The 20,089-nt window shown below is 59.7% G+C and carries 17 protein-coding genes; 14 read left to right on the forward strand and 3 right to left on the reverse strand.

The window, feature by feature from the left end; genetic code table 11:
- A partial coding sequence (locus tag Q0288_RS00620; protein ID WP_299425587.1) for a glycosyltransferase occupies positions 1-241 on the reverse strand: 241 nt, incomplete at its 3' end.
- Between the two features lie 61 nt (positions 242-302).
- On the opposite strand from Q0288_RS00620, the gene Q0288_RS00625 reads away from it, so the two are divergent.
- From Q0288_RS00625 to Q0288_RS00675, 11 genes are all read left to right on the forward strand, one after another.
- On the forward strand, positions 303-836 hold the full coding sequence (locus Q0288_RS00625; protein ID WP_299425589.1) for a dTDP-4-dehydrorhamnose 3,5-epimerase family protein: 534 nt from the start codon (positions 303-305) through the stop codon (positions 834-836).
- A 10-nt stretch (positions 837-846) separates the two neighbouring features.
- Positions 847-1,857 (forward strand): dTDP-glucose 4,6-dehydratase, encoded by a 1,011-nt coding sequence (rfbB, locus tag Q0288_RS00630; protein ID WP_299425591.1) that lies wholly within the window; start codon positions 847-849, stop codon positions 1,855-1,857.
- Positions 1,858-1,884: 27 nt separating this feature from the next.
- Positions 1,885-2,625: an NAD(P)-dependent oxidoreductase gene (locus Q0288_RS00635; RefSeq protein ID WP_299425594.1), complete on the forward strand. Its 741-nt coding sequence runs from the start codon at positions 1,885-1,887 to the stop codon at positions 2,623-2,625.
- A gap of 18 nt (positions 2,626-2,643) precedes the next feature.
- Positions 2,644-3,756, forward strand: a complete 1,113-nt coding sequence (gene gmd, locus Q0288_RS00640; RefSeq protein WP_299425597.1) for a GDP-mannose 4,6-dehydratase — start codon at positions 2,644-2,646, stop codon at positions 3,754-3,756.
- Positions 3,757-5,040 (forward strand): flippase, encoded by a 1,284-nt coding sequence (locus Q0288_RS00645; protein WP_299425600.1) that lies wholly within the window; start codon positions 3,757-3,759, stop codon positions 5,038-5,040.
- 24 nt (positions 5,041-5,064) lie between these two features.
- Positions 5,065-6,468, forward strand: coding sequence for an oligosaccharide repeat unit polymerase (locus Q0288_RS00650; RefSeq protein ID WP_299425602.1), 1,404 nt, complete (start codon positions 5,065-5,067; stop codon positions 6,466-6,468).
- On the forward strand, positions 6,440-7,588 hold the full coding sequence (locus tag Q0288_RS00655) for a glycosyltransferase family 1 protein (RefSeq protein ID WP_299425605.1): 1,149 nt from the start codon (positions 6,440-6,442) through the stop codon (positions 7,586-7,588). Before Q0288_RS00650 ends, Q0288_RS00655 begins: the two co-directional genes overlap by 29 nt.
- On the forward strand, positions 7,585-8,769 hold the full coding sequence (locus Q0288_RS00660; protein ID WP_299425608.1) for a glycosyltransferase: 1,185 nt from the start codon (positions 7,585-7,587) through the stop codon (positions 8,767-8,769). Before Q0288_RS00655 ends, Q0288_RS00660 begins: the two co-directional genes overlap by 4 nt.
- Before the next feature lie 212 nt (positions 8,770-8,981).
- Positions 8,982-10,259 (forward strand): exopolysaccharide biosynthesis polyprenyl glycosylphosphotransferase, encoded by a 1,278-nt coding sequence (locus tag Q0288_RS00665; protein WP_299425611.1) that lies wholly within the window; start codon positions 8,982-8,984, stop codon positions 10,257-10,259.
- Positions 10,259-11,872, forward strand: coding sequence for an O-antigen ligase family protein (locus tag Q0288_RS00670; protein ID WP_299425614.1), 1,614 nt, complete (start codon positions 10,259-10,261; stop codon positions 11,870-11,872). Before Q0288_RS00665 ends, Q0288_RS00670 begins: the two co-directional genes overlap by 1 nt.
- Positions 11,869-12,795, forward strand: a complete 927-nt coding sequence (locus Q0288_RS00675; RefSeq protein ID WP_299425617.1) for a Wzz/FepE/Etk N-terminal domain-containing protein — start codon at positions 11,869-11,871, stop codon at positions 12,793-12,795. Before Q0288_RS00670 ends, Q0288_RS00675 begins: the two co-directional genes overlap by 4 nt.
- 229 nt (positions 12,796-13,024) lie before the next feature.
- On the opposite strand, the gene Q0288_RS00680 is transcribed toward Q0288_RS00675, so the two are convergent.
- Positions 13,025-13,966, reverse strand: a complete 942-nt coding sequence (locus Q0288_RS00680) for a ribose-phosphate pyrophosphokinase (protein WP_299425619.1) — start codon at positions 13,964-13,966, stop codon at positions 13,025-13,027.
- A gap of 102 nt (positions 13,967-14,068) precedes the next feature.
- On the reverse strand, positions 14,069-15,208 hold the full coding sequence (locus Q0288_RS00685; RefSeq protein WP_299425631.1) for a Xaa-Pro peptidase family protein: 1,140 nt from the start codon (positions 15,206-15,208) through the stop codon (positions 14,069-14,071).
- A gap of 233 nt (positions 15,209-15,441) precedes the next feature.
- Here Q0288_RS00685 and Q0288_RS00690 point away from each other — a divergent pair, with 233 nt between their 5' ends.
- From Q0288_RS00690 to Q0288_RS00700, 3 genes are all read left to right on the forward strand, one after another.
- On the forward strand, positions 15,442-15,834 hold the full coding sequence (locus Q0288_RS00690; protein WP_299425622.1) for an iron-sulfur cluster assembly accessory protein: 393 nt from the start codon (positions 15,442-15,444) through the stop codon (positions 15,832-15,834).
- Between the two features lie 294 nt (positions 15,835-16,128).
- Positions 16,129-18,009: a peptide ABC transporter substrate-binding protein gene (locus Q0288_RS00695; RefSeq protein ID WP_299425625.1), complete on the forward strand. Its 1,881-nt coding sequence runs from the start codon at positions 16,129-16,131 to the stop codon at positions 18,007-18,009.
- 190 nt (positions 18,010-18,199) lie between these two features.
- Positions 18,200-20,047 (forward strand): peptide ABC transporter substrate-binding protein, encoded by a 1,848-nt coding sequence (locus Q0288_RS00700; protein ID WP_299425628.1) that lies wholly within the window; start codon positions 18,200-18,202, stop codon positions 20,045-20,047.
- Positions 20,048-20,089: the final 42 nt, after the last annotated feature.

Below are 20,089 nucleotides of genomic sequence, written 5' to 3' on the forward strand. Positions count from 1 at the left end.
AGGGACGGGTGGCGGCCTCCAGACCCCGGTTCACCGCAAAGGCGTAGCCCCGGTTGGCAACCCGCAGCAGCCGCACCCCAGGACGGTGCGCCTGCACCCAGTCTGGGCTGCCATCGGTGGAAGCCGAGTCCACCACAATCAGTTCGGCCTCCGGGTAGTTGGCTTCTAGCCGCCGCAGGCACTCGCCCAGAATGCCCAGGGTGTTGTGGGAGATCACGGTAATGGAGAAGTCCTTGCTCATGCAACCCTCAGCGGTGGGCCGGTAGGCCCTATGCCAGTCTATGCTTTAGGATGGGGGCGGTATGAAGCTGGAAGAACAGGCCCTGGCCGCCTTAAGCTACCAAAACTACACCCCACCGCTCGAGGTCGAGGGGGTCTTGTTGCAGCCGCTGCGAAAGCATCGTTCCCTCGAGGGCGCTTTTATGGAGCACCTGCGCCTTTCGGGCGGCCTGGTTCAAGGGCTGCCCACCCCCTTCGAGGCCCGGCAGATCTCGGTCTCGTGGGCGGCTCCAGGCCGCGTCAATGCTTTTCACCTTCACCCCAGGCGCACCCAGGACGAGCTCTGGTGCGTGCTGGAGGGCGAGCTCTTGGTCTGGCTGGTGGACGTGCGGGCCGACTCCGCCACCCAGGGCCACCGGCGCTACTTTCTGCTCTCGGGCGAGGCTCCTGCGCTGCTGTTAATCCCCTCCGGGGTGGCCCACGGCTACCGGGCAGGGCACCGGGGCGCGGTGCTGCTCTATGCGATGAACGACCAGTTCAATCCCGCCGACCCCAACGAAGGCCGCCTGCCCTGGGACTTTTTTGGGGCCGAGCTCTGGGCCGACGACAAAGGCTAGGAGACACGCAATGAATTTCAAACGAGTCGTGATCACCGGCGGGGCCGGCTTCATCGGGGCCAACTACGTGCACTATGCCCTAGAGACCCACCCCGACTGGGAGCTCGTGGTGCTGGACAAGCTAACCTACGCGGGCAACCTGGAGAACCTGGAAACCGTGATGAGCCGGATCGAGTTCCTCCAGGGCGACATTGCCAGCCCTGCCGAGGCCAGCCAGGCCCTGCGGGATGCCGACGCGGTGCTCAACTTTGCCGCCGAGAGCCACGTGGACCGCAGCCTGCTGGATCCCACCGCCTTCGTGCGCACCAATGTCGAGGGCACCCTGGTGCTGCTCGAGGCCGCCCGCCAGGCCGGGGTGAAGCGCTTCTTGCAGGTCTCGACCGACGAGGTGTATGGCGACCTGCACGGAACCCAGCACCACTCGGTAGAGGCCGACCCCCTGCGCCCCCGCTCGCCTTACGCGGCCTCCAAGGCCGGGGCCGAGCACCTGGTTCTGGCCCACGGCATCTCCCACGGCCTGGACGTGGTAATTACCCGTGGCTCCAACACCTATGGCCCCTACCAGTACCCCGAAAAAATCATCCCCCTTTTCATCACCAATGCCCTGCAAGACCAGCCCCTGCCCCTCTATGGCGACGGCTCGGCGGTGCGCGACTATATGCACGCCTACGACCACGCCACCGGGATTGACGCCGTGCTGCACCGGGGGGTGTCGGGCGAAGCCTACAACCTGGGGGCCCGCGAGCAGATTAGCGGCGTCCAGGTGGCCGAGGCCATCCTGGCGGCTCTGGGAAAGCCCGCGTCGCTCAAAAAATTCGTGGCCGACCGGCCCGGCCACGACTACCGCTACTCGGTTGACCCCTCCAGGGCCGAGGCCCTGGGCTGGGTGCGTCGCTATAGCTTCGAGCAGGGCCTGGCCGAGACCGTGGAATGGTATCGGCACAACCGGGGCTGGTGGGAGCGGGTGCGCCAGAAAAAAGAGCACCAGAACCTGATGCAGGACTGGTATGCCCAGCGCTAAGGTGGGAGGGTCGAGAGTCGAGGGTCAATGGCCACCAGAATCTTGTTGACTGGGGGCGCAGGCCGGCTGGGAACCGCCCTGCGCGGCCTGATGCCTGAGCTGATGGCGCCCGGTAGGGAAGAGCTGGACATCACCGACCCGGCCAGCATTGAGCGGGCTTTTGCACAGTACCGGCCACCGGTGATCGTACACGCAGCGGCCTATACCGACGTAGCCAGGGCCGAGACCGAGAGAGCCCTGTGCTGGCGGGTGAACGTGGAGGGAACCCGCAACCTGGTTCGAACAGCCCTGAAACGCGACGTGCAGTTTGTCCACATCTCCACCGACTATGTTTTCTGGGGCGACGAGGGCGGCTACCGCGAAGATGACCCGCTGGGGCCGGTGCGTAACTACTACGCCCTGTCCAAGCTGGCCGCCGAGGAGGTGGTGCGGGTTCTGCCCCGCCACCTGATCCTCCGCACCAGCTTCCGGCCCTCGCCCTTCCCCTACCCGGTGGCCTACCACGACCTGTACACCAGCCAGGACTACCTCGAGGTGATTGCGCCCGAAATTGCCCTGGCCCTGCAACACCTGCACCAGATCCCCTACCCCACCCTGCACATCGCCACCGAGCGCAAGTCGGTCTACGAGCTGGCCCGGCGCACCCGGCCCGAGGTGGAACCGCGGAGCAGGCAAGAGGCTGGGGTGGCGCTGCCGGAGGATATTTCGCTGGAGGTCTCGAGGTGGCATGGTCTTAAGCACTCGTGGAATTCTCAGGGAGTGCTATAGACTAGCGGGCGGTGCCTGATGTCTTTAGGCGTACTCACCAACGACGAATGGGCCGAGTTGCCTGGTAAACTCACGGCCAGAGAAGGGGAGAAATTGATGACAAAACGCGCTTTCATCACCGGAATTACAGGTCAAGACGGAGCCTATCTAAGCAAACTGCTTTTAGAGAAGGGTTACGAGGTTTTTGGAGCCTATCGCCGCAGTGCATCGGTGAACCTCTGGCGACTGGAGGAGCTGGGCATAACCAGCCAGGTGAACCTGGTTCCGTTCGACCTGCTGGAATTCTCCAACATCGTTCGGGCGCTTGAAAAGGTGCAACCGGATGAGTTTTACAATCTGGCAGCCCAGAGCTTTGTGGCCGTCTCGTTCGAGCAGCCCCTCTACACCGGCGATGTGGATGCCCTGGGCGTAACCCGCATCCTGGAAGCCATTCGCATGGTCAACCCCAGGATTCGGTTTTATCAGGCCTCTACCTCCGAGATGTTCGGTATGGTGAGCGAAGTTCCGCAGCATGAAAAAACCCCATTCTATCCACGTAGCCCTTACGGGGTGGCCAAGCTCTACGGTCATTGGATTACCGTCAACTATCGCGAGTCCTTCGGGATGCACGCTACTTCTGGCATTTTGTTTAATCACGAGTCACCACTGCGCGGGCAGGAATTCGTGACGCGCAAAATTACTTCGTCGCTGGCCCGCATCAAGCATGGCCAGCAGGATGTGTTGGAGCTGGGCAACCTCGAGGCTCAGCGGGACTGGGGTTTTGCGGGCGACTATGTAGAGGGTATGTGGCAGATGCTCCAGCAAGACCACGCCGACGACTATGTGCTGGCCACAGGTCAGACCCAGACTGTTCGGCACTTTGTTGACCTGGCGGCTAAGGCGATGGACTTTGACCTCGAGTGGAGCGGAGAGGCCGAGAATACCAGGGCTGTAGATACCAGAACGGGCAAAACCATCATTCGCATCAACCCAGACTACTACCGCCCTGCAGAGGTTGACCTGTTGTTGGGTAACCCTGCAAAGGCAATAGCTAAGTTTGGATGGGAACTTAAGGTGCCTTTTGAGCAGTTGGTGAACATGATGGCCGGTGCGGATTTGAAGAAAGCAAGTAGTGGAAAGTTGCTGTATTAGATGTTGACTTGGTTTAGACAAGTTCTCAAAAGTAGCCTTTTGCATAACATCATTGCATTGTATGGACTACAGGCCGTCAACTACCTTTTGCCATTACTGCTGATCCCATATCTAGCGAGAGTATTAGGGCCTAGTAATTTAGGCATATTGGCTATGGCACAGTCATTAGGATTATATGTTAGTTTGCTGGTTGAGTACGGCTTTAATTTGGAGGCCACCCGTGAGGTCGCCCGCTACCGTGAAGATCCTAAACGCCTGTCCGATATTCTGACCTCAGTGCTGACGGCCCGTTTTCTAATTGCTTTGGGGGTGTTTGCGTTGGTTTGGATAGCAGTAGAGATTGTTCCCTTACTGCGTGAACATTCGGTTTTGGTGTGGGCTGGATATTTTTGGGGTGTGGCTAGTGGATTCAGTTTGTCTTGGTTCTTTCAGGGCCTTGAGAACATGCGGTTGGTGGCAATAGTAGAAAGCGTGACCCGTCTGGCCGGTTTTGTTGCGGTGGTGGTGGTGGTACGGACACCACACGAGGTTGCTTGGGTATTGATTCTACAGGGTGGTGCTGCATGGATAGCCTTTGCGATGGGTCTCTGGCTCGCAGCCAAGAGGGTTCAGCTGGTGTGGCCCAGCCAAGCCGCGCTGGTGGAGGGACTTCGGATGGGATGGAGCATGTTTGTTTACAAGGGAGCCATCAGCCTATACACTTCGGCCAATCCGCTCATTCTGGGCTTGTTTGCCAACCCAGCAATTGTGGGGATTTATGCGGGTTCGGAGCGGATCAGCCGGGGGGCCTCTTCGTTGCTAGCTCCGGTGACTCTTGCACTGTTTCCACGTTTATCCAATCAGGTTCGCCATAATCAAGATCGGGCAGCAGCCCTGGCTCGTTTGAGTCTTTGGGTTCAAGGGCTGGGCGGGCTTTTGATTGGATTGATCGTGTTTGTGGCAGCCCCGCTTTGGGTGCAGCTCTTGCTAGGAGAAGGGTTTGAAGAAGCTGTGCCTGTATTACAGGTGCTGGCTTTGCTGCCCCCCATCATTGCCCTAAATTTTGTATTTGGGGTCCAATGGATGCTCTCGCAGGGTCTAGATAAGCCCTACGTGATGTTGGCTTTCGGAGCAGGGGTAATCAACCTGTTGCTGGCGCTGGTCTTGGTGCCTCAATTTTCCCATGTGGGGATGGCTTGGGCGGTAGTGGCGGCTGAGGGGTTTATCTTGGTCGGGGCGTTTGTATATTTGATAGCACACAACCGTCTCGGATGGCTGGTAAATTGGAAGAGGAATAAGCTTTAATGTGGGCTTTTTGGCCTGACCCATATGACAACCTGGAATTTCCGACTAAAAAAGAGCCGGCTTATATTGCGGGTGGCTTTAGTCGCCCTAGTTGTACTTATTTGGGTTTTGGTAGGCAGTCTTAACGCAGCCGTGTTTTTGGCTAGTGCCTTGGTCATGGCTCTTCTTGTTGATTATAGTAATCTAGTCAGCTTTAGAAACTTCTTCTTGTTCTACACTCTGCTCCTTTTCGTCCCCTCGGCAGCCTATCAATTTCCCACAAACCCCAATCTGGCGCTCGAGGGCTTATGGTTTGCTCTTGCTTTTGTGGTCGGCTACGGCTTTTGGCGGATACTTTCACCTTCACAATCTTACTTAATACCGTATGTTCCGATGCTCTTGCATACTAAGAATTTAACCTGGCCAATCATGCTGTTTTTACTAGGTAGATTCTTGTTATTCTTGAACGATTTACGCACCTATGGCTTCTCTGGTTATTATTCTGGTCAGGCTCTAGCGGATCGCATCCAGAACTATGCCAACCTGGCTGTAGGGGGTGGCAGCACGCTGGCTGGTCTGGTTGCTATTCTTGACGGGGTGTTGAGTGCAGGTCTGGTTGCCGCGCTGGTTCTTCACGTGATCCAGCGATTGTCTAGTTTCAAGAGGCCAAACTATTTTTTACTTGTGGTGGCCCTACTGTGTTTCCCGTTGGTTGCCCTGGAGCGTATGGAACTGTTGCTTGGGGTGGTTACTTTGGTCTTTGTCTTCCTTGCCGACTTGCGGCTCAATCGGGTACGTTTTAGTTGGTTGCGATACGCGGTTCCTGCCATCGTTTTGCTGCTGCTTGCTACAATCGTGCCTAGCTGGATTGGAATTCAGCGTGAGGATCGACTCACCTCACGGGGTCAAGAGAATCCTTTTGCTACTCGTGCTGTCTCTATGGTCACTGGAGAACTGACTCCAATTTTGTTCTATGATGCTGTGCGATCCAATGTAGGCGGAGTACTGGAATACCAGTACGGCAAGACGATCGTCTTGCCTTTCGTTCTCAAAGTAATTCCAAGAAGCTGGTATCCAGAGAAGCCACTGAACACATCTGGCTATGTGATGTCGGTAGTCTTTCCCGATTTATTCGACGCAGGGTTCTCCTTGGCCCCCAGCATTTTTGGTGACTTGTACATGAACTTCGGGCTGTGGGGAACCCTCCTGGGTTTATTCTTGTTGGGGGCCTGGAGTCGTCACCTGGACAAGCTGTACACGCTGGGGGGAGTGCAGCAGTTAGCTATCCCACTGTTGGCGGTCTATTTTTACTACTCAATACTGCGCAATAACCTGTCCGATAGCTTCTTTTTCTTGCTCATGGCGGTGGTCATCTATCAAGTGTTGCGGTGGATGCCAACCCGCTTGTGGGCTCGCTCAAGTGCTGCCAAAAGCACCAAAGGTACCTAGCATGAAGAGAATTGGTATTGACGCGCGACTACTCAACTACCGCAGGGGCATGGGAAATGTCTTGTATAACTATCTTTCTCAATTGGCGATCCTGCCTCCCGAGTTTGAATATGTTTTGTTTACCGACAGCCCTGCTACTCGACTCCCATTCTCCTTGCCCGAGCACTTTCACATAGTTCCGATGCAACCTGGTTTTTATCCTTTTTGGGAACAGGTTCTCTTGCCAAAAAAGGCCCACAAACTTGGGGTGAACTTACTGCATTGCCTGGCTAACACTGGGCCGTTATTTTTGCCCTCAAATATCAAGCTGGTAGTGACCATCAACGATGTGATGTTTTTGTTACCTCAACACCAACTGCCCGGTTCGAGGGTGCTGTTTCAGCAACTGGGACGAATCTATCGTTCTTTCGTGGTACCCAAAGTGGCCCGGCGAGCCGACAAAATTATCACCATTTCGCAGTATTCCAAGTCCGACATACTGCGATTGATAGATGTTCCTTCGACTAAGGTTGAGGTGGCTTACCTGGCCCCTGGGGTTCGGAGCAACACCAACACTTTTGCCACACAGCCTTTACCAGAAATACCCTATTTGATGGCGCTTGGAGCAACCGACCCCCGTAAAAACACTCGCCTGGTTATGGAGGTCTTCGCCAGACTAAGTCGGGACGGGAGATTTGCAGGACAGCTTCGGTTGGTTGGACTACCCGAGAAATACAGCGCGGAGTTACGTGAATTGGCCCAAACCCTCAAAATAGAGTCACAAGTCCTCTTTTATGACTTCGTGAGCGAGTCCGAACTGGCCCATTTGTACCATGGCTCCACGGCCTTTTTGTACCCCTCTTTATACGAAGGGTTTGGTTTGCCTGTGCTAGAAGCCATGAGTTACGGGGCACCCGTGATTACTTCCAACACCACCTCCATCCCCGAAGTGGCTGGGGATGCTGCGCTTTTGGTAAACCCTACCTCAGCGGATGAGCTATACAGTGCAACCTCCCAGCTACTTAGCAACCCCGACCTGCGCCAACAGTTGATTCAACGTGGCTATGCCCAAGCTGCAAGGTTCTCTTGGCAAGAAATGACCCATGCATACCTGGCTTTGTACCGCGAGGTCTTGGAATGAAGGTACTCTTTTGTACTCCTCGCCTACCGTTCCCACCGCTAAAGGGCGACCAGGCTGTCTCCTACCACCGCGCTAGAGTCCTTAGCCAGAAGCACGAGCTGCACCTGCTCTCGTTTTACCAGGACACCAGGGAACTCGAGTCTCTTCCGCAGCTAGGCCAGATTTTCGCCTCGGTCACACCGGTTCGGCTGTCCAGGCTCCAGTCTTTGGCAAACATGGGCGTAACCCTGTTCAGGCCCTCGCTGCCGCTCCAGGTGGGATACTACCGCTCGGCACAGTTCGCCAGAGAACTAAGTAGGCTCGAGCAGACTCACAATTTCGATCTCCTGCACGTATTTTTGCTAAGACTTGCGCCTTATCTGCCCAAAGTTTCCAAGCCGAAGCTAGTTGAACTTATAGACTCGATGGAACTGAACCTCGAGCGGCGTGCTAACGAGGCCATCGGACTTAAGCGCTGGGTGTTACAGGAAGAACTCAGGCGAATTCGCTCCTATGAGGGCGCTGCGGTTCGGACTTTTGATGCCGCGACCGTGGTTTCCGAGCGGGATGCGAGTGTGTTGCGGGAACCCAGGGTTCAAGTCATATCTCTGGGCGTAGATGTGAGTGTCTACTCCCCCGCCGAACAGACTGCGACCGGGAGTAGCATCATTTTCTCGGGCAACCTGTCCTATGAACCCAACATCACGGCGGTTCAGTGGTTTATGGATAATTGCTATACTGCGTTACGCCAACGCGTGCCCGAGATAAAGTTTACCGTCGCAGGAGCCAACCCCAGTAAGGAGATCGCCAGGCTGGCAAACGAACCGGGTGTTGAGGTGACGGGGTATGTGCCATCCATGGTGGATGCCCTTCGCGGGGCAAAGGTGGCGGTTGCGCCCATGCAAACCGGCTCTGGAATGCAGTTTAAGATTCTCGAGGCCATGGCTACAGGGCTTCCAGTGGTCACCACCAGTTTTGGCCTCGGATCCATCCAGGCCAGGGGGGAAGTGGAGCTCGAGGTGGCCGATGCCCCCAGCGCCTTTGTGGACAAGGTGGCGGGTCTGCTTGGCGATGCGGAAAAGCGTCGAAAAATGGGCGCTGCTGCGCGGCAGTTTGTGATGGACAGGCATAGCTGGGAGGAGGCCGGAAGAAAAATAGACCAGATTTATGCCAGCCTGGCCAGGGCAGAGTTTCGATCGTGAAATCCGTACATTATGCCGGGTCACCCTGACCCTTGTATCTTGGAATAGGGACGCCGCACGGCAGACCGATTGACCCAGGGTCTACCAGACCGTATCGAAGCGTGGGTCGCCGTGCAGGGGCGGCCTCAGGATGCCATTTCTAAAGGAACCTGTGCTTAAGGATGAGGGTCGTACCCCCAACTTAGGTTAGACTAGTCCAGGGATTTTTGCGTATGTCCACCCTGGTTCTGACCAACAACCCCGCTTTCCTGAGGGCTCGAGGCCGCCTCCGGTGGGTGCTGTTCTCTGCCTGGCATGGTCTGGGCATGCTGCTGGTAGCGATGCTGGCCTCCTGGGTGGCCTGGGACACCTGGCGTTTCTGGACCTTCTACGAAGGCCAGATTCTGGTTCCGGCGACGCTGGTTGCGTATGGGGTATCGGTTCTAACCACCCGCAGGCTCCTGACGCTGGTGGGCACCAACACCCTCATCACCACCCTGGTCAGCATCGGCGTGGCCTTTGTTCTGTTAATAACCGTTCTGGCCATGGGCCGCTTTTACTACTCACGCAGTTTTTTGCTGGTTGCCTTCCTGGCCACTTTTTTGTGGCAGTGGCTGGGCTGGCGCTGGCTGGCACTGGCCAGGCCCAGAATCGGCCTGATTCCTGGCGGTCTGGCCAACAGCCTGCTCAGCCTGAAGGGGGCGGAATGGGTGAGCCTCGAGAAGCCCGGTCTGGAAGCGGGCCTCGATGGGGTGGCCGCGGATCTACACATGCCGCACAAGGGCCAGTGGGTGCGCTTTATGGCCGAGTGTAGCCTGCGGCGGGTGCCGGTATACCACGCGGCGGCGGTCTACGAACTCCTGACCGGCAAGGTTTCGCTGCCCCACCACTCTGAGGAGCTGATGGATGCCATCCAGCTTCCCCCGTTGTACCCCGCACTCAAGCGTCTGCTCGACCTGGTTGCCGTACTGCTCGCGCTTCCACTGCTCTTGCCGCTGGCCGGACTGCTGGCCCTGCTGATACGGCTGGAGTCCGCCGGGCCGGTTCTGTTTTTCCAGGAGCGGATGGGGCAGGGGGGTAGAACCTTCTGGATGGTCAAGTTTCGCAGTATGACCCTAGAGGCGGATGATTCGGTCGCACGCTTTGCCGAAGATGGCGACAGCCGGGTAACCAGGGTGGGCAAGTGGCTGCGCAAGTTCCGCCTGGACGAGTTGCCCCAGTTCTGGAATGTGCTCCGGGGCGAGATGAGCATCATCGGCCCGCGTCCCGAGCAGGTCTGGTTTGCCCAGCAGTTCGAAGCGGAAATCCCCTTTTATGCCTACCGACACCTGGTGAAGCCCGGTATAACCGGCTGGGCCCAGATTAATCAGGGCTATGCGGCGGACTCGACCGAGACCCGCGAAAAACTGGCCCACGACCTCTTCTACATCAAGCACCTGTCCTTGTGGCTGGACAGTGTGATTGTAGTCAAAACCATCCGAACCATTCTCACCGGCTTCGGGGCTCGATAGTGGTTCTACCGGCAAAAAAGCATCGCTTCTCTCGATGGGCTCTGGGCATTCCCTTTGTGGCCCTGCCCGTGTTCCCTGAATTCTTTGCCCTGGTTGCTGTGGTCATCGCCCTTTATCTGTGGCTGGTGGTCCGAGAAAAACCCCTATGGCTTGGTTTCTTCGTTGCCCAGGCAGTTCTGTGGTCGGGTGCGCACTGGTTTGCAGGCCAACAGGCCGAACCTTCGCCCACCCCCCAAGCCGGAGAAGCCGAGGCAGTTCAGAATCTGATTCCCGCACACGGCTGGGCCGATCTACATGGCTGGAACTCCCAGGATCACGCGGGCCCCTGGGCGGTTCGGCAGCCCGACGGCTTCTGGCGGGTAGAGCGCAGGCACCCTGCATCGGGAAGACCGTTTGTAGAGATCCTCTCGGGGCAGCTTTACCCGGTTAGTGCTGGAAATGCCTACACCTTGAGCCTGCTCTTCCGCCACGATGGCAGCCAGGTGTCGTTCGATTTTAGTTTTTACATTCCCGGCGCCCACCAGCCGGTTCCGGCTCGAATCGTAGACCTGGGGGGCGGCCTTTACCGGGCCTATGCCTCCTACCATCCGCCCCAGGATCAGCGGATACGGGCCCCAAGCCTGGTGAACCTCGAGGGCGACTGGAACTTCCTCGAAATTGGCTACATCCAGCTCGAGCCTGGCCCGGTGGCCCATGCCTATGTCCCGTTCCGGCCCCCAGAGCAGAACTGGCTGAACGGTCTGGGCTGGGCTACTGGCACACCTTTGCTGGCCATGGCAACGCTGCAGTCGGGGCGCTTCCTGCTCGCAACGCTGGGGCCAGCCAGGGTGGCCCGGTATCTCCTGGTGGGGCTGGCGGTTCACGCTGCTTATGGTGTTTTCCAGTACCTGTCCCATCCGGCCTCGAGCCAGGTGAGCCAGGTCAGGGTGATGGGGCATGACCCGAACCCCAACACCTTTGGACACACGGGCCTTGCCGTTGCGCTCCTGATTGTACTGCTGGCAGGGTTTCGACTGGGAGTCTGGGCCGCCGCCGTGAGTGGACTGATGGTCTTTCTGTCGGGCAGCCGAACCGCGCTGGTGGGGTGGATGGCGCTGATGGCAACGGTGGGTGTGGGCCTGGCTGGCAGGCTGAAGGTTTACCCTCTGGTGCTGGTGGCCCTGATCGCAGCCCTGCTGCTCTGGTCACAGGGCCACCGGCTGAATGAACTGGTCGTAAACCTGACCGATCAGACCCGGTGGGTGATCTACGCCACCCTGTGGCAAGCTTTCATATCTCACCCCTGGTCTGGAGTGGGAATTGGCAGCGTCCCGGCCTACTTCCTGCTCAACCGCCCCCCCGAGACCCTGGAAATTTTTATCCCTCATGCGCACAATGCGTACTTGCAGCTTCTGGTCGAGCTGGGCCTGCTGGGTTTGCTCGGTTTTGCCCTCGTGCTGTACAAGATCGCCGAGGTTCTCTGGAAGGCCAGGGCCTGGCGAGCAGCCCTGGCAATGGGCATTATCCTGAGCCTGAACCTGTTTGATAACACCCTGTTTTATGCCGGAGTCTACTACAGTCTCTGGCTGATGGCAGTGGCAGTCCTCATTCAACCTGATAGGATGACAAGGTGAATCCGCAGATACACCCACCAGCCGACGAGATAACCTTTCGGGACTTATACCTGCTGCTCAAGAAGTGGAGCCTGACGATTCTGGGAATTTCCCTGGGAATGGCCCTGCTGACTTTTACGGTAAGCCAGCTACTCCCCCGCACCTACACCAGCCAGGTGGTGGTCAGCCTGAGCATGGTAAACCAGACCAGCCAGGGCCTGCTCAACAACCTCCCCTCGCTGGCCGGACTGGCCCAGGGGTTTGTGGACCTGCAAAACACCCGGCTGATGGCAGAAAAACTCGAGGTTGCCGACCCCACCCAGTTTTTCAGTGCCCGGTTCGACGAAAAACGTGGACTGCTTTTTCTAACCGCCCAGGGCCAGACGGCTGCAGAGGCGGGGGCTCGAGCCGAACGTATTCTGAATGTGGCTCGAGAGTATCTGGAAAACAGCCTGGCGGAAGGGGCGAGGGCCAACATCAGGGCGGCCCTGACCCAGGCCCGGCTCGATCTGCGGGTGGCCCAGGACGGACTCAAGGGCATCCAGGCCCAGTTGCGCCTGGCCCCCGACCGGGCTGCGTCCAACCCGACCGTAGCGGCGGCCCTCGAGGCCCGGGGCAACGATCCCCAGGCCGCACGGGCCGCCAACCCGGCCCTCACCAGCCTGAGCCTCGAAGAGTCACGCCTGCGCTCCCAGATCGCCCAGCTCGAGGCCCGCAGCAGTACCCTGACCGAGTTCTTGCAGCAACCCCAGTCGGTGGGTCAACTGGTCAGCCAGGCCCTGCTGGTGCAGGTGCTGGTTCCACCGGCAGAGCCGCTACGGGCCAGTTTTCCCCGGCCCTTGCTTTTTACGGTGATAGCAGGGGTTCTAGGGCTGCTGATGGGGGTGCTGTGGGCTTTTGTGGCCGAGGCCATCCGGCCCCGGGAGGCCCCGAGGGTGGGTTAGCCGTCGTCCCCCCTGACGAAAGGGGACAGGGGGATTTGAGTTTCCGACCAAACAGGGGCCCATCCTGGAAACAACCGGAAGTCAGGTAAACAGGCTCGAAATCGGAGATGCGAGCCTGATCCACTGGAAGTTTAGGTAAAGAGGCTCGAGATCGAAGATGCGAGCCTGAACCACTGGGGGTCAGGTAAAGAGGCTCGAGATCGGAGATGCGAGCCTGAACCACTGGGGGTCAGGTAAAGAGGCTCGAGACCGACTCCCCCCGGTGGATCCGCCAGATGGCCTCGGCAAACAGCGGCCCCACGCTCAGTTGTTTGATTTTGTTGCTGGGTTTGGCGTTGTAGATGCAGGTGTTGGTGGCTGCGACCTCGACAATGGGGCCTTTTTCGATGCGGTCTATGGCCGGGCCGACATACACCCCGTGTGTAAATGCGGCGTACACGGCCTGTGCACCGTTTTGGGTCAGCGAGTCGGCGGCCTGTACCAGGGTTCCTGCCGTCGAGACCTCGTCGTCTACCACCAGGGCCGTCTTGCCGCGCACGTCGCCCACCAGACCCCTCGAGGTCACCTCGGTATCGGAGAGGCGCTGCTTGTCAATAAAGGCAATCGGCAGGGCCAGCCGGCGCGCCAGTGCGCTGGCCCGCTTGATATCGCCTGCGTCGGGGGCCACCACCACCGCGTTTTCCAGCCGATCCACCTGGGTGGCGAAATAGTTGGCAATCACCGGCTCCGCCGAGAGGTGGTCTACGGGAACCTTGAAGAAGCCGTGCACCTGGGCCGAGTGGAGCGTCATGGTCAGCACCCGGTCGGCCCCGGCAGCCTGGATCAGATCGGCCACCAGCCGCGCCGCGATGGAGATACGCGGGGCATCCTTTTTGTCGCTGCGGGCATAGGCGTAGTAGGGAATTACTGCCGTGACGCGGGCCGCGCTGCTGCTTTTGGCCGCATCAATCATCATCAGCAGTTCCACCAGATGGTCCTGAACCGGCGGGGTGAGCGACTGGATGATGAAGATATCCCCTTCCCGCAGGCTCTGCTCGTAACGCACGAACAAGCAGTCGTTGGCAAAACGCTCGGTCACGCTTTTTCCCAACGGAACCCCCAGATTGTCGGCCACCTCTTTGGCCAGGGTAAGATTGGACTGTCCACTAAAAAGCATCAGGGGTCGTTCCATCGCTTGAAAGCATACAACGCCAAAAGCCAGGGGCCATAGGCGTAAGGCCAGAAGTCGGGGCTATAGAAAATGGAGACTCGGCAACGGCCCCATCCTCAGCTTCTACAGCCGCGCCAGTTCGGTTTGCAGGCCGGTGGTTACTTCGGGGCCGGACGCGTGCAGGTAGACGTTGATCTCGCTTCGGATCCCAAAGGGGCCGGGGTAGACCCCTGGCTCGATGGTAAAGGCCAGGCCGGGAATCAGGGGGCGGGTGTCGTGGGTTTCCAGGTCGTCGAGGTGGGTGCCGTTGCCGTGGGTGGTCGAAAAGCCCAGGTGGTGGCCGGTGCGGTGCAGCACGTACCGGCCCATGCCCGCTTCCTCAATTACCTGCCGGGCCGCTCGATCCAGCTCGTAGCCTCTGGGTACGCGGTTCTGGGTGTAGGCCTGGCGGCAGAACTCGAGGGCCGCATCCCGCGCATCCCGTACCACGTTCCAGGCCTGGTGTACCTCGTTGGACACCTCCCAGCCGGCCATCCAGGTTACATCGGCGTAGGGGCCGTCCGGCTCCCGGCACCACAGGTCCATCAGCATCACCTGGCCCCGCTCCAGGCGGCTTTCCCCTGCGGTGTGGTGGGGGTTGGCGGCACCGGGGCCAAAGCCCACCATGGCCGCATGGTCGAAGACCAGGCCCCTGGAGGCAAACACCTTGCTAATTTCGGCCTGTACCTCGAGCTCACGGGGAGGGAGGTTCAGCCGGGCGCGCACAAAGCCCAGGGCATGCTCCAGCGCTGCCGCGATGCCCGTCGCCGCCCGCTTATGCGAGGCCAGGGCTGCTTTATCCCAGGTCTGGAACTGCAACAGGATTTCCGCCGAAGAGACCACCTCGAGGCCCATCCCGCGCAGCAGCTCCAGGGTTCCGGCATCAATGCGCGACAGGTAGGGAATTCCCCCGCCCGGATGGTACTCCATCGCAATTCGACCCAGGGGCGCCACCTGGGTTTGCAGAGCCCGGGCGAACTGCTCCCAGCTCGAGAAAACCACCCGGTCTCCCGGCAGGGTGGGAAAGCTGGTTTTTTCAATAGCGTGGACCATCAAGACCGGCTCGCCCTGCGCAGGAATCAGATAGGCAAAGCGGCGGCTGAGCATAAGGCCCTGGAGTCCGAGGGCCTCGAGGGCCAGCAGGTTGCTGCCCTGAAAACTGTAGAGCAGCCAGCCGGGGATGCGGGCTTCCTGGAGGGCCTGCTGGGCTTTGGCGATGTCCATATGTTCCATACTAACGGGCTAACGGGTGGGGGAGCTAGCGGGCCGGGCGAGGACTTTCAGGATGGCAAATAGCGCATCTCCTATAGCGGATCGCCAGAAGCGGTTGTTGCTATCGGCTATCAGCTTCAGGTGCTCCCCGGCCCGCAGGGGATGCTCACCGGTTCAACCAGGGCGGTGTACCTGCTTACGATTGTCCCGGAGGCTCGTGCTAATCTTGAGGGTGGAGGTTTCTTGTGGTTCAGGAGCAGACTGCGCTATCCATTACCCCCCTTGCCGCCGAACGGGCCAGGGAGATCCTCAATCGGTACAACAAGCCCGAGGCGGCCATTCGTGTCTTTATCAAGTCCGGTGGTTGCAGCGGCTACCAGTATGGCATGGCGGTGGACGAGCGGGAGCTCGAGGGCGATACCGCGGTGGAGATGCTCGGGGTGCGGCTGGTGGTGGACCGGATGTCGCTGCCGCTGCTGGCAGGTTCCGAGGTGGACTGGGTAGAAAACCTGATGGGCGGGGGCTTCAGTGTCAACAACCCCCAGGCCACGTCTTCGTGTGGCTGTGGGCACTCCTTCCGCACCGATAGCTCGAGTGCACCCGGTGGCGAAGGGAGTGGGGGTTGTAGCCGCAGCTAAGCAGCCCCTGGCCGCGGTCTGGGCCTGAGCGCACCCGGCCTTATCCCATCTACCCAATAATGTAGTTTGGTTCACAAACCAGTATTCGGATGGGCTCGCACATCCACCTTTTGGTGGATGTGCCGCATTTGGCGGGCTAAAATTGCGCCCTGGAACTAAAAAACCCCTGAAACCTGGACCGGGCTGGGCTCATCCGCCTCCTGTTTGACGGGTATGGCTAGATGGCTATAATGATGACGGCAAACGCCATAGCAAAATGATTCTGCTGGATAGGCGGAGTCCTAAGGAGGCTAGATGAACCGATTTAGTAAGTTTGTTGCACTGGGTCTAACCCTGACCATGGGTGCAGCCCTGGCTGGCCCTGCAGACAACAGTCTGGTGGTCGGAACTTCCCAGGAGCCGAGGGTGCTGGGGGGAGACTTCCTCAACGTAATCTCCAACCAGTCCATCAAGGTGGAGATCGAGAACTACCTGTTTGCCCCCTTGATGGCCCTGGGTCTCGACTCCCAGCCATTTGCCGTGCAGGTCACCGAGGTGCCCACCCTGGCCAACCGCCGGATCCGGGTGACCGATGTGGGGGGTGGCAAGCGCCGCCTGGAAATTGACCTGACCCTCAAGCCCAACCTGCGCTGGTCCGATGGCGATGCCCTCGATACCGACGATGTGGCTTTGTTTGTCGAGGTAGCCAAAGCCAAGGGAATGGCCCTCAACAACCCCGACTTCTGGGATCGTTTTACCCTGCGGGTGCGCGACCGGCAAAACTTCACCGCCGTCTTCGAGCCCGCCTATTACTACGATGCCACCCTCTCGATGGCCGGCAACTTTGCGGCGCCCTCGCACATCATGCGGGCCGAGTGGGAGCGGGTCAAGGCCGCTGCCGCACCCCTCAACCCCGATCGGGATGCCCAGCGCCTGAACGAGCTCTACCGCAGCTTTTTCCAGCAGTTCAGCTCCAACCAGGCCATCAATGCGGGCCGTATGGTTTTCAGCGGGGCCTTCCGCGCAACGCGCTGGGTTTCCAACAGCTCGATTGTGATGGAACGGAACCCCCACTTCAACGCCATTACCCCGCAGGGTGGACACGCCAACTATGTCCAGCGGGTGGTCTACCGCATTATCCAGAACACCAACTCGCTGCTGGTGGCCATTCTGGGCGGTGGAATTGATGCTACCTCCACCGTGGGGATCTCCGCCGACCAGGCCCGTAGCAAGCAGCTCACCAGCCGCGCCGCAGGCCGCTTCGACATCTGGGCGGTGCCGGGCGCCATCTGGGAGCACATTGACATCAACAAGTTCACCAACGTCCAGCGCGTGCGCGACCTGACCCTCGACGACAAGCGCACCCGCCAGGCCCTGCTCCATGCCATCAACCGCGAGGCCTGGGTGCAGGCCTTCTTCGACGGCACCGAGCCGGTCTCCCACACCTGGGTGTCCCCTTCCAACCCGCTCTTCCACGCCGCAGTCGCCCGTTACGCCCACAACCCGGCCCGGGCCCGCGAACTGCTGGCTGCGGTGGGTTGGCGGCCTGGCCCCGACGGCATCCTCCAGCGCACCGTGGACGGTCGTACCGTGCGCTTCGAGCTGGAGTTTGTAACCACCGCCGGTAACGCCATCCGCGAACGTACCCAGCAGCTCTTTATCGAGCAGTGGCGGCAGGTGGGGATTGCAGTCCGCACCGCCAACGCCCCCAGCGCGGTGGTCTTTGCCGACGACTTTATCCAGCGGGGTGAAGAAGGCCGATGGCTGTTCTTCATGTTTGCCTGGGTGAGCGGCCTGGCCGAAGACGGCAACCTGTTCCAGTTCCGCAACCTCAATACCGGCGCCCAGCTGGTGCCCACCAGGGAGAACAACTTTGCTGGGCAGAACATCGGCAACTGGCGCAACGAGGAGTTTGACCGCCTGACCAGCCAGGGTGTGATCGAGTTCGATGAAGCCCGCCGCAAGCAGCTCTTCGCCCGCGCCCAGGAGATCTGGGCCGACGAACTCCCGGCCCTGCCCCTGCGCTTCCGCTCCAACTTCCTGGTGGTGCGCAACGGTCTGGTGAACTACGTGGCCGCCACCTACTCCGGCGGGAACGGGTATCCAGCCTGGAACGCCTGGGAGATCGGCTGGGCCCAGCGTGGTGCAGTCAAGCGCTGGGATCAGGCCCAGGCCGGGGGAGTAGCAATCCGGTAACCTCTAAACAATCAACCGTAAAACCAGGGGCATGCCCCTGGTTTTATCCTAAATTCAGGCTTGAGAGGGCGGTTGCCCTGGCCGGGGAGGGATGCCCGACACGGTAGGCCCCGGCGGTCGAGGGGTACACAAGCCGCCCCAGGAACCATCGAATCAAGCCAGTCAAACACTGGCTATACGAGGAGGAAAGATGAAACCGAAGCTCATTGCGCTGTTGGTGCTGAGCGGACTGGCCCTTGCAGGCCCGCAGGACAACAGCCTGATCATCGGGGCAGCCCAGGAGCCACGGGTACTGGCCGGGGATGTGGTCAGTGTCATCTCGAACCAGTCCATCAAGTTTGAGATCGAAAACTTTTTGTTTGCCCCCATGCTCCAGACCAACCGCGACCTCGAGCTCATTCCAGTGGTCGCCACCGAGGTGCCCACGGTGCAAAACGGCCGGGTGCGCTTTAGCAACATTCGCCCGGGGGTGCGCCGGCTCGAGATTGACTACACCATCCGCCCCGAGGCGGTCTGGTCGGACGGGCGGCCCATCAGCACCGACGATGTAGCGCTCTGGTTCGAGATCGGACAGACCCGGGGGGTTGCCTCGACGCTGGTAGACTTTTTTGAGCGGGCCACCCTGCGCGTGCGCGACGCGCGAAACTTCACGGTCACCCTCGAGCCGGCCTACTTTTACGACCTCGAGGTGCACCGGGCCTTTTATGCCCCCAACCACATCATGCGGGCGGAGTGGGACCGGGCCAAAGAGGCCGCCGCCCGCACTACCGAGGTGGCGCGTCAGGCCGAGATATACCGCAATTTCTTCAACCAGTTTTCCAACCCGCAGTACCTCAATTCCGGGCGCATGGTCTACTCGGGGGCTTTCACCCTCACCCGCTGGGTTGCAGGTAGTAGCCTGGAAATGCGGCGCAACCCCCGTTTCTGGATCAAACCCCCCGGGGGCGAGGAGAGGTATGTGCAGCGGGTGGTTTACCGCTTCATCCAGAACACCAACTCGTTGCTGGTCGCCATTCTGGGAGGCGGGATTGATGCAGGCTCGAGCGTTTCCATCACCTTCGACCAGGGCATCAGCCCCCAACTGGTAAACCGGGCCCAGGGCCGTTTTGAACTCTGGTCGGTTCCCACGCCTTTCTTCGAGCATATCGAGATCAATCAGTTCACCAACGTGCAACAGGTGCGCGACCTTCAGTTGCACGACCCCCGCACCCGCCAGGCCCTGACCCTGGCCATGAACCGCGAGGGAGTCGTACGCTCCTTTTTCGATGGTTTCTACAGCGTGTCCCACACCTGGGTCTCGCCGCAGAACCCCATGGTCAATCCCAATGTTACCCGCTACCCCTTCAACCCAGAACGGGCCCGACAGCTCCTGGCTGAACTGGGCTGGCGACCTGGCCCGGATGGAATTCTGCAGCGCAGCGTGGATGGCCGGACGGTGCGCTTCGAGCTGGAGTGGGCAACCACCTCGGGCAATGTGGTACGCGAACGCATCCAGCAGTTGGTGGCAGAAAACTACCGGCAGGTGGGCATTGCTGTCCGGGTGAGAAATGCTCCCAGCGCTGTGGTTCTGGGGGCCCCGTTTCGCTCCAGGGCCCAGGAAGGAACCTGGACAGGCTTGCTGCAGTTTGCTTTCAGCATGGGCCAGGCCGACGATGGGGTACGCTCGGGCTGCCGAGACGACGAGGGCCGGGTCATTCACATCCCCACCCGGGAGAATGGCTTTAGGGGGCTCAATTTTGGCGGCTGGTGCAACGAGGAGTTCGACCGCCTGCGCAACCAGGCCGTAGTGGAATTCGACCCCACCCGGCGCAGACAGCTCTTTGCCCGGATGCAGGAGATCTGGGCCAGCGAGTTGGCCATGATACCCCTCTACTTTGTCTCCGATGTGCGGGTTTTCCGGGTTGGCCTGCTCAACTACGTCTCCTCGACCTTTGCTAGCTCGGCCTACCCCACCATCGAGCCCTGGTTGATTGGCTGGCAGTCCAGGGGCGCACAAAAGGTCTACGACCAGGCCCGGTACGGCCAACGCATCCGATAGCCCCCCCGGCGGCTTTTCTCCAGCCCCCTCCCCCTGGAGGGG

The organism is uncultured Meiothermus sp. (assembly GCF_937863175.1).
In the GTDB taxonomy this organism is placed as follows: domain Bacteria; phylum Deinococcota; class Deinococci; order Deinococcales; family Thermaceae; genus Meiothermus.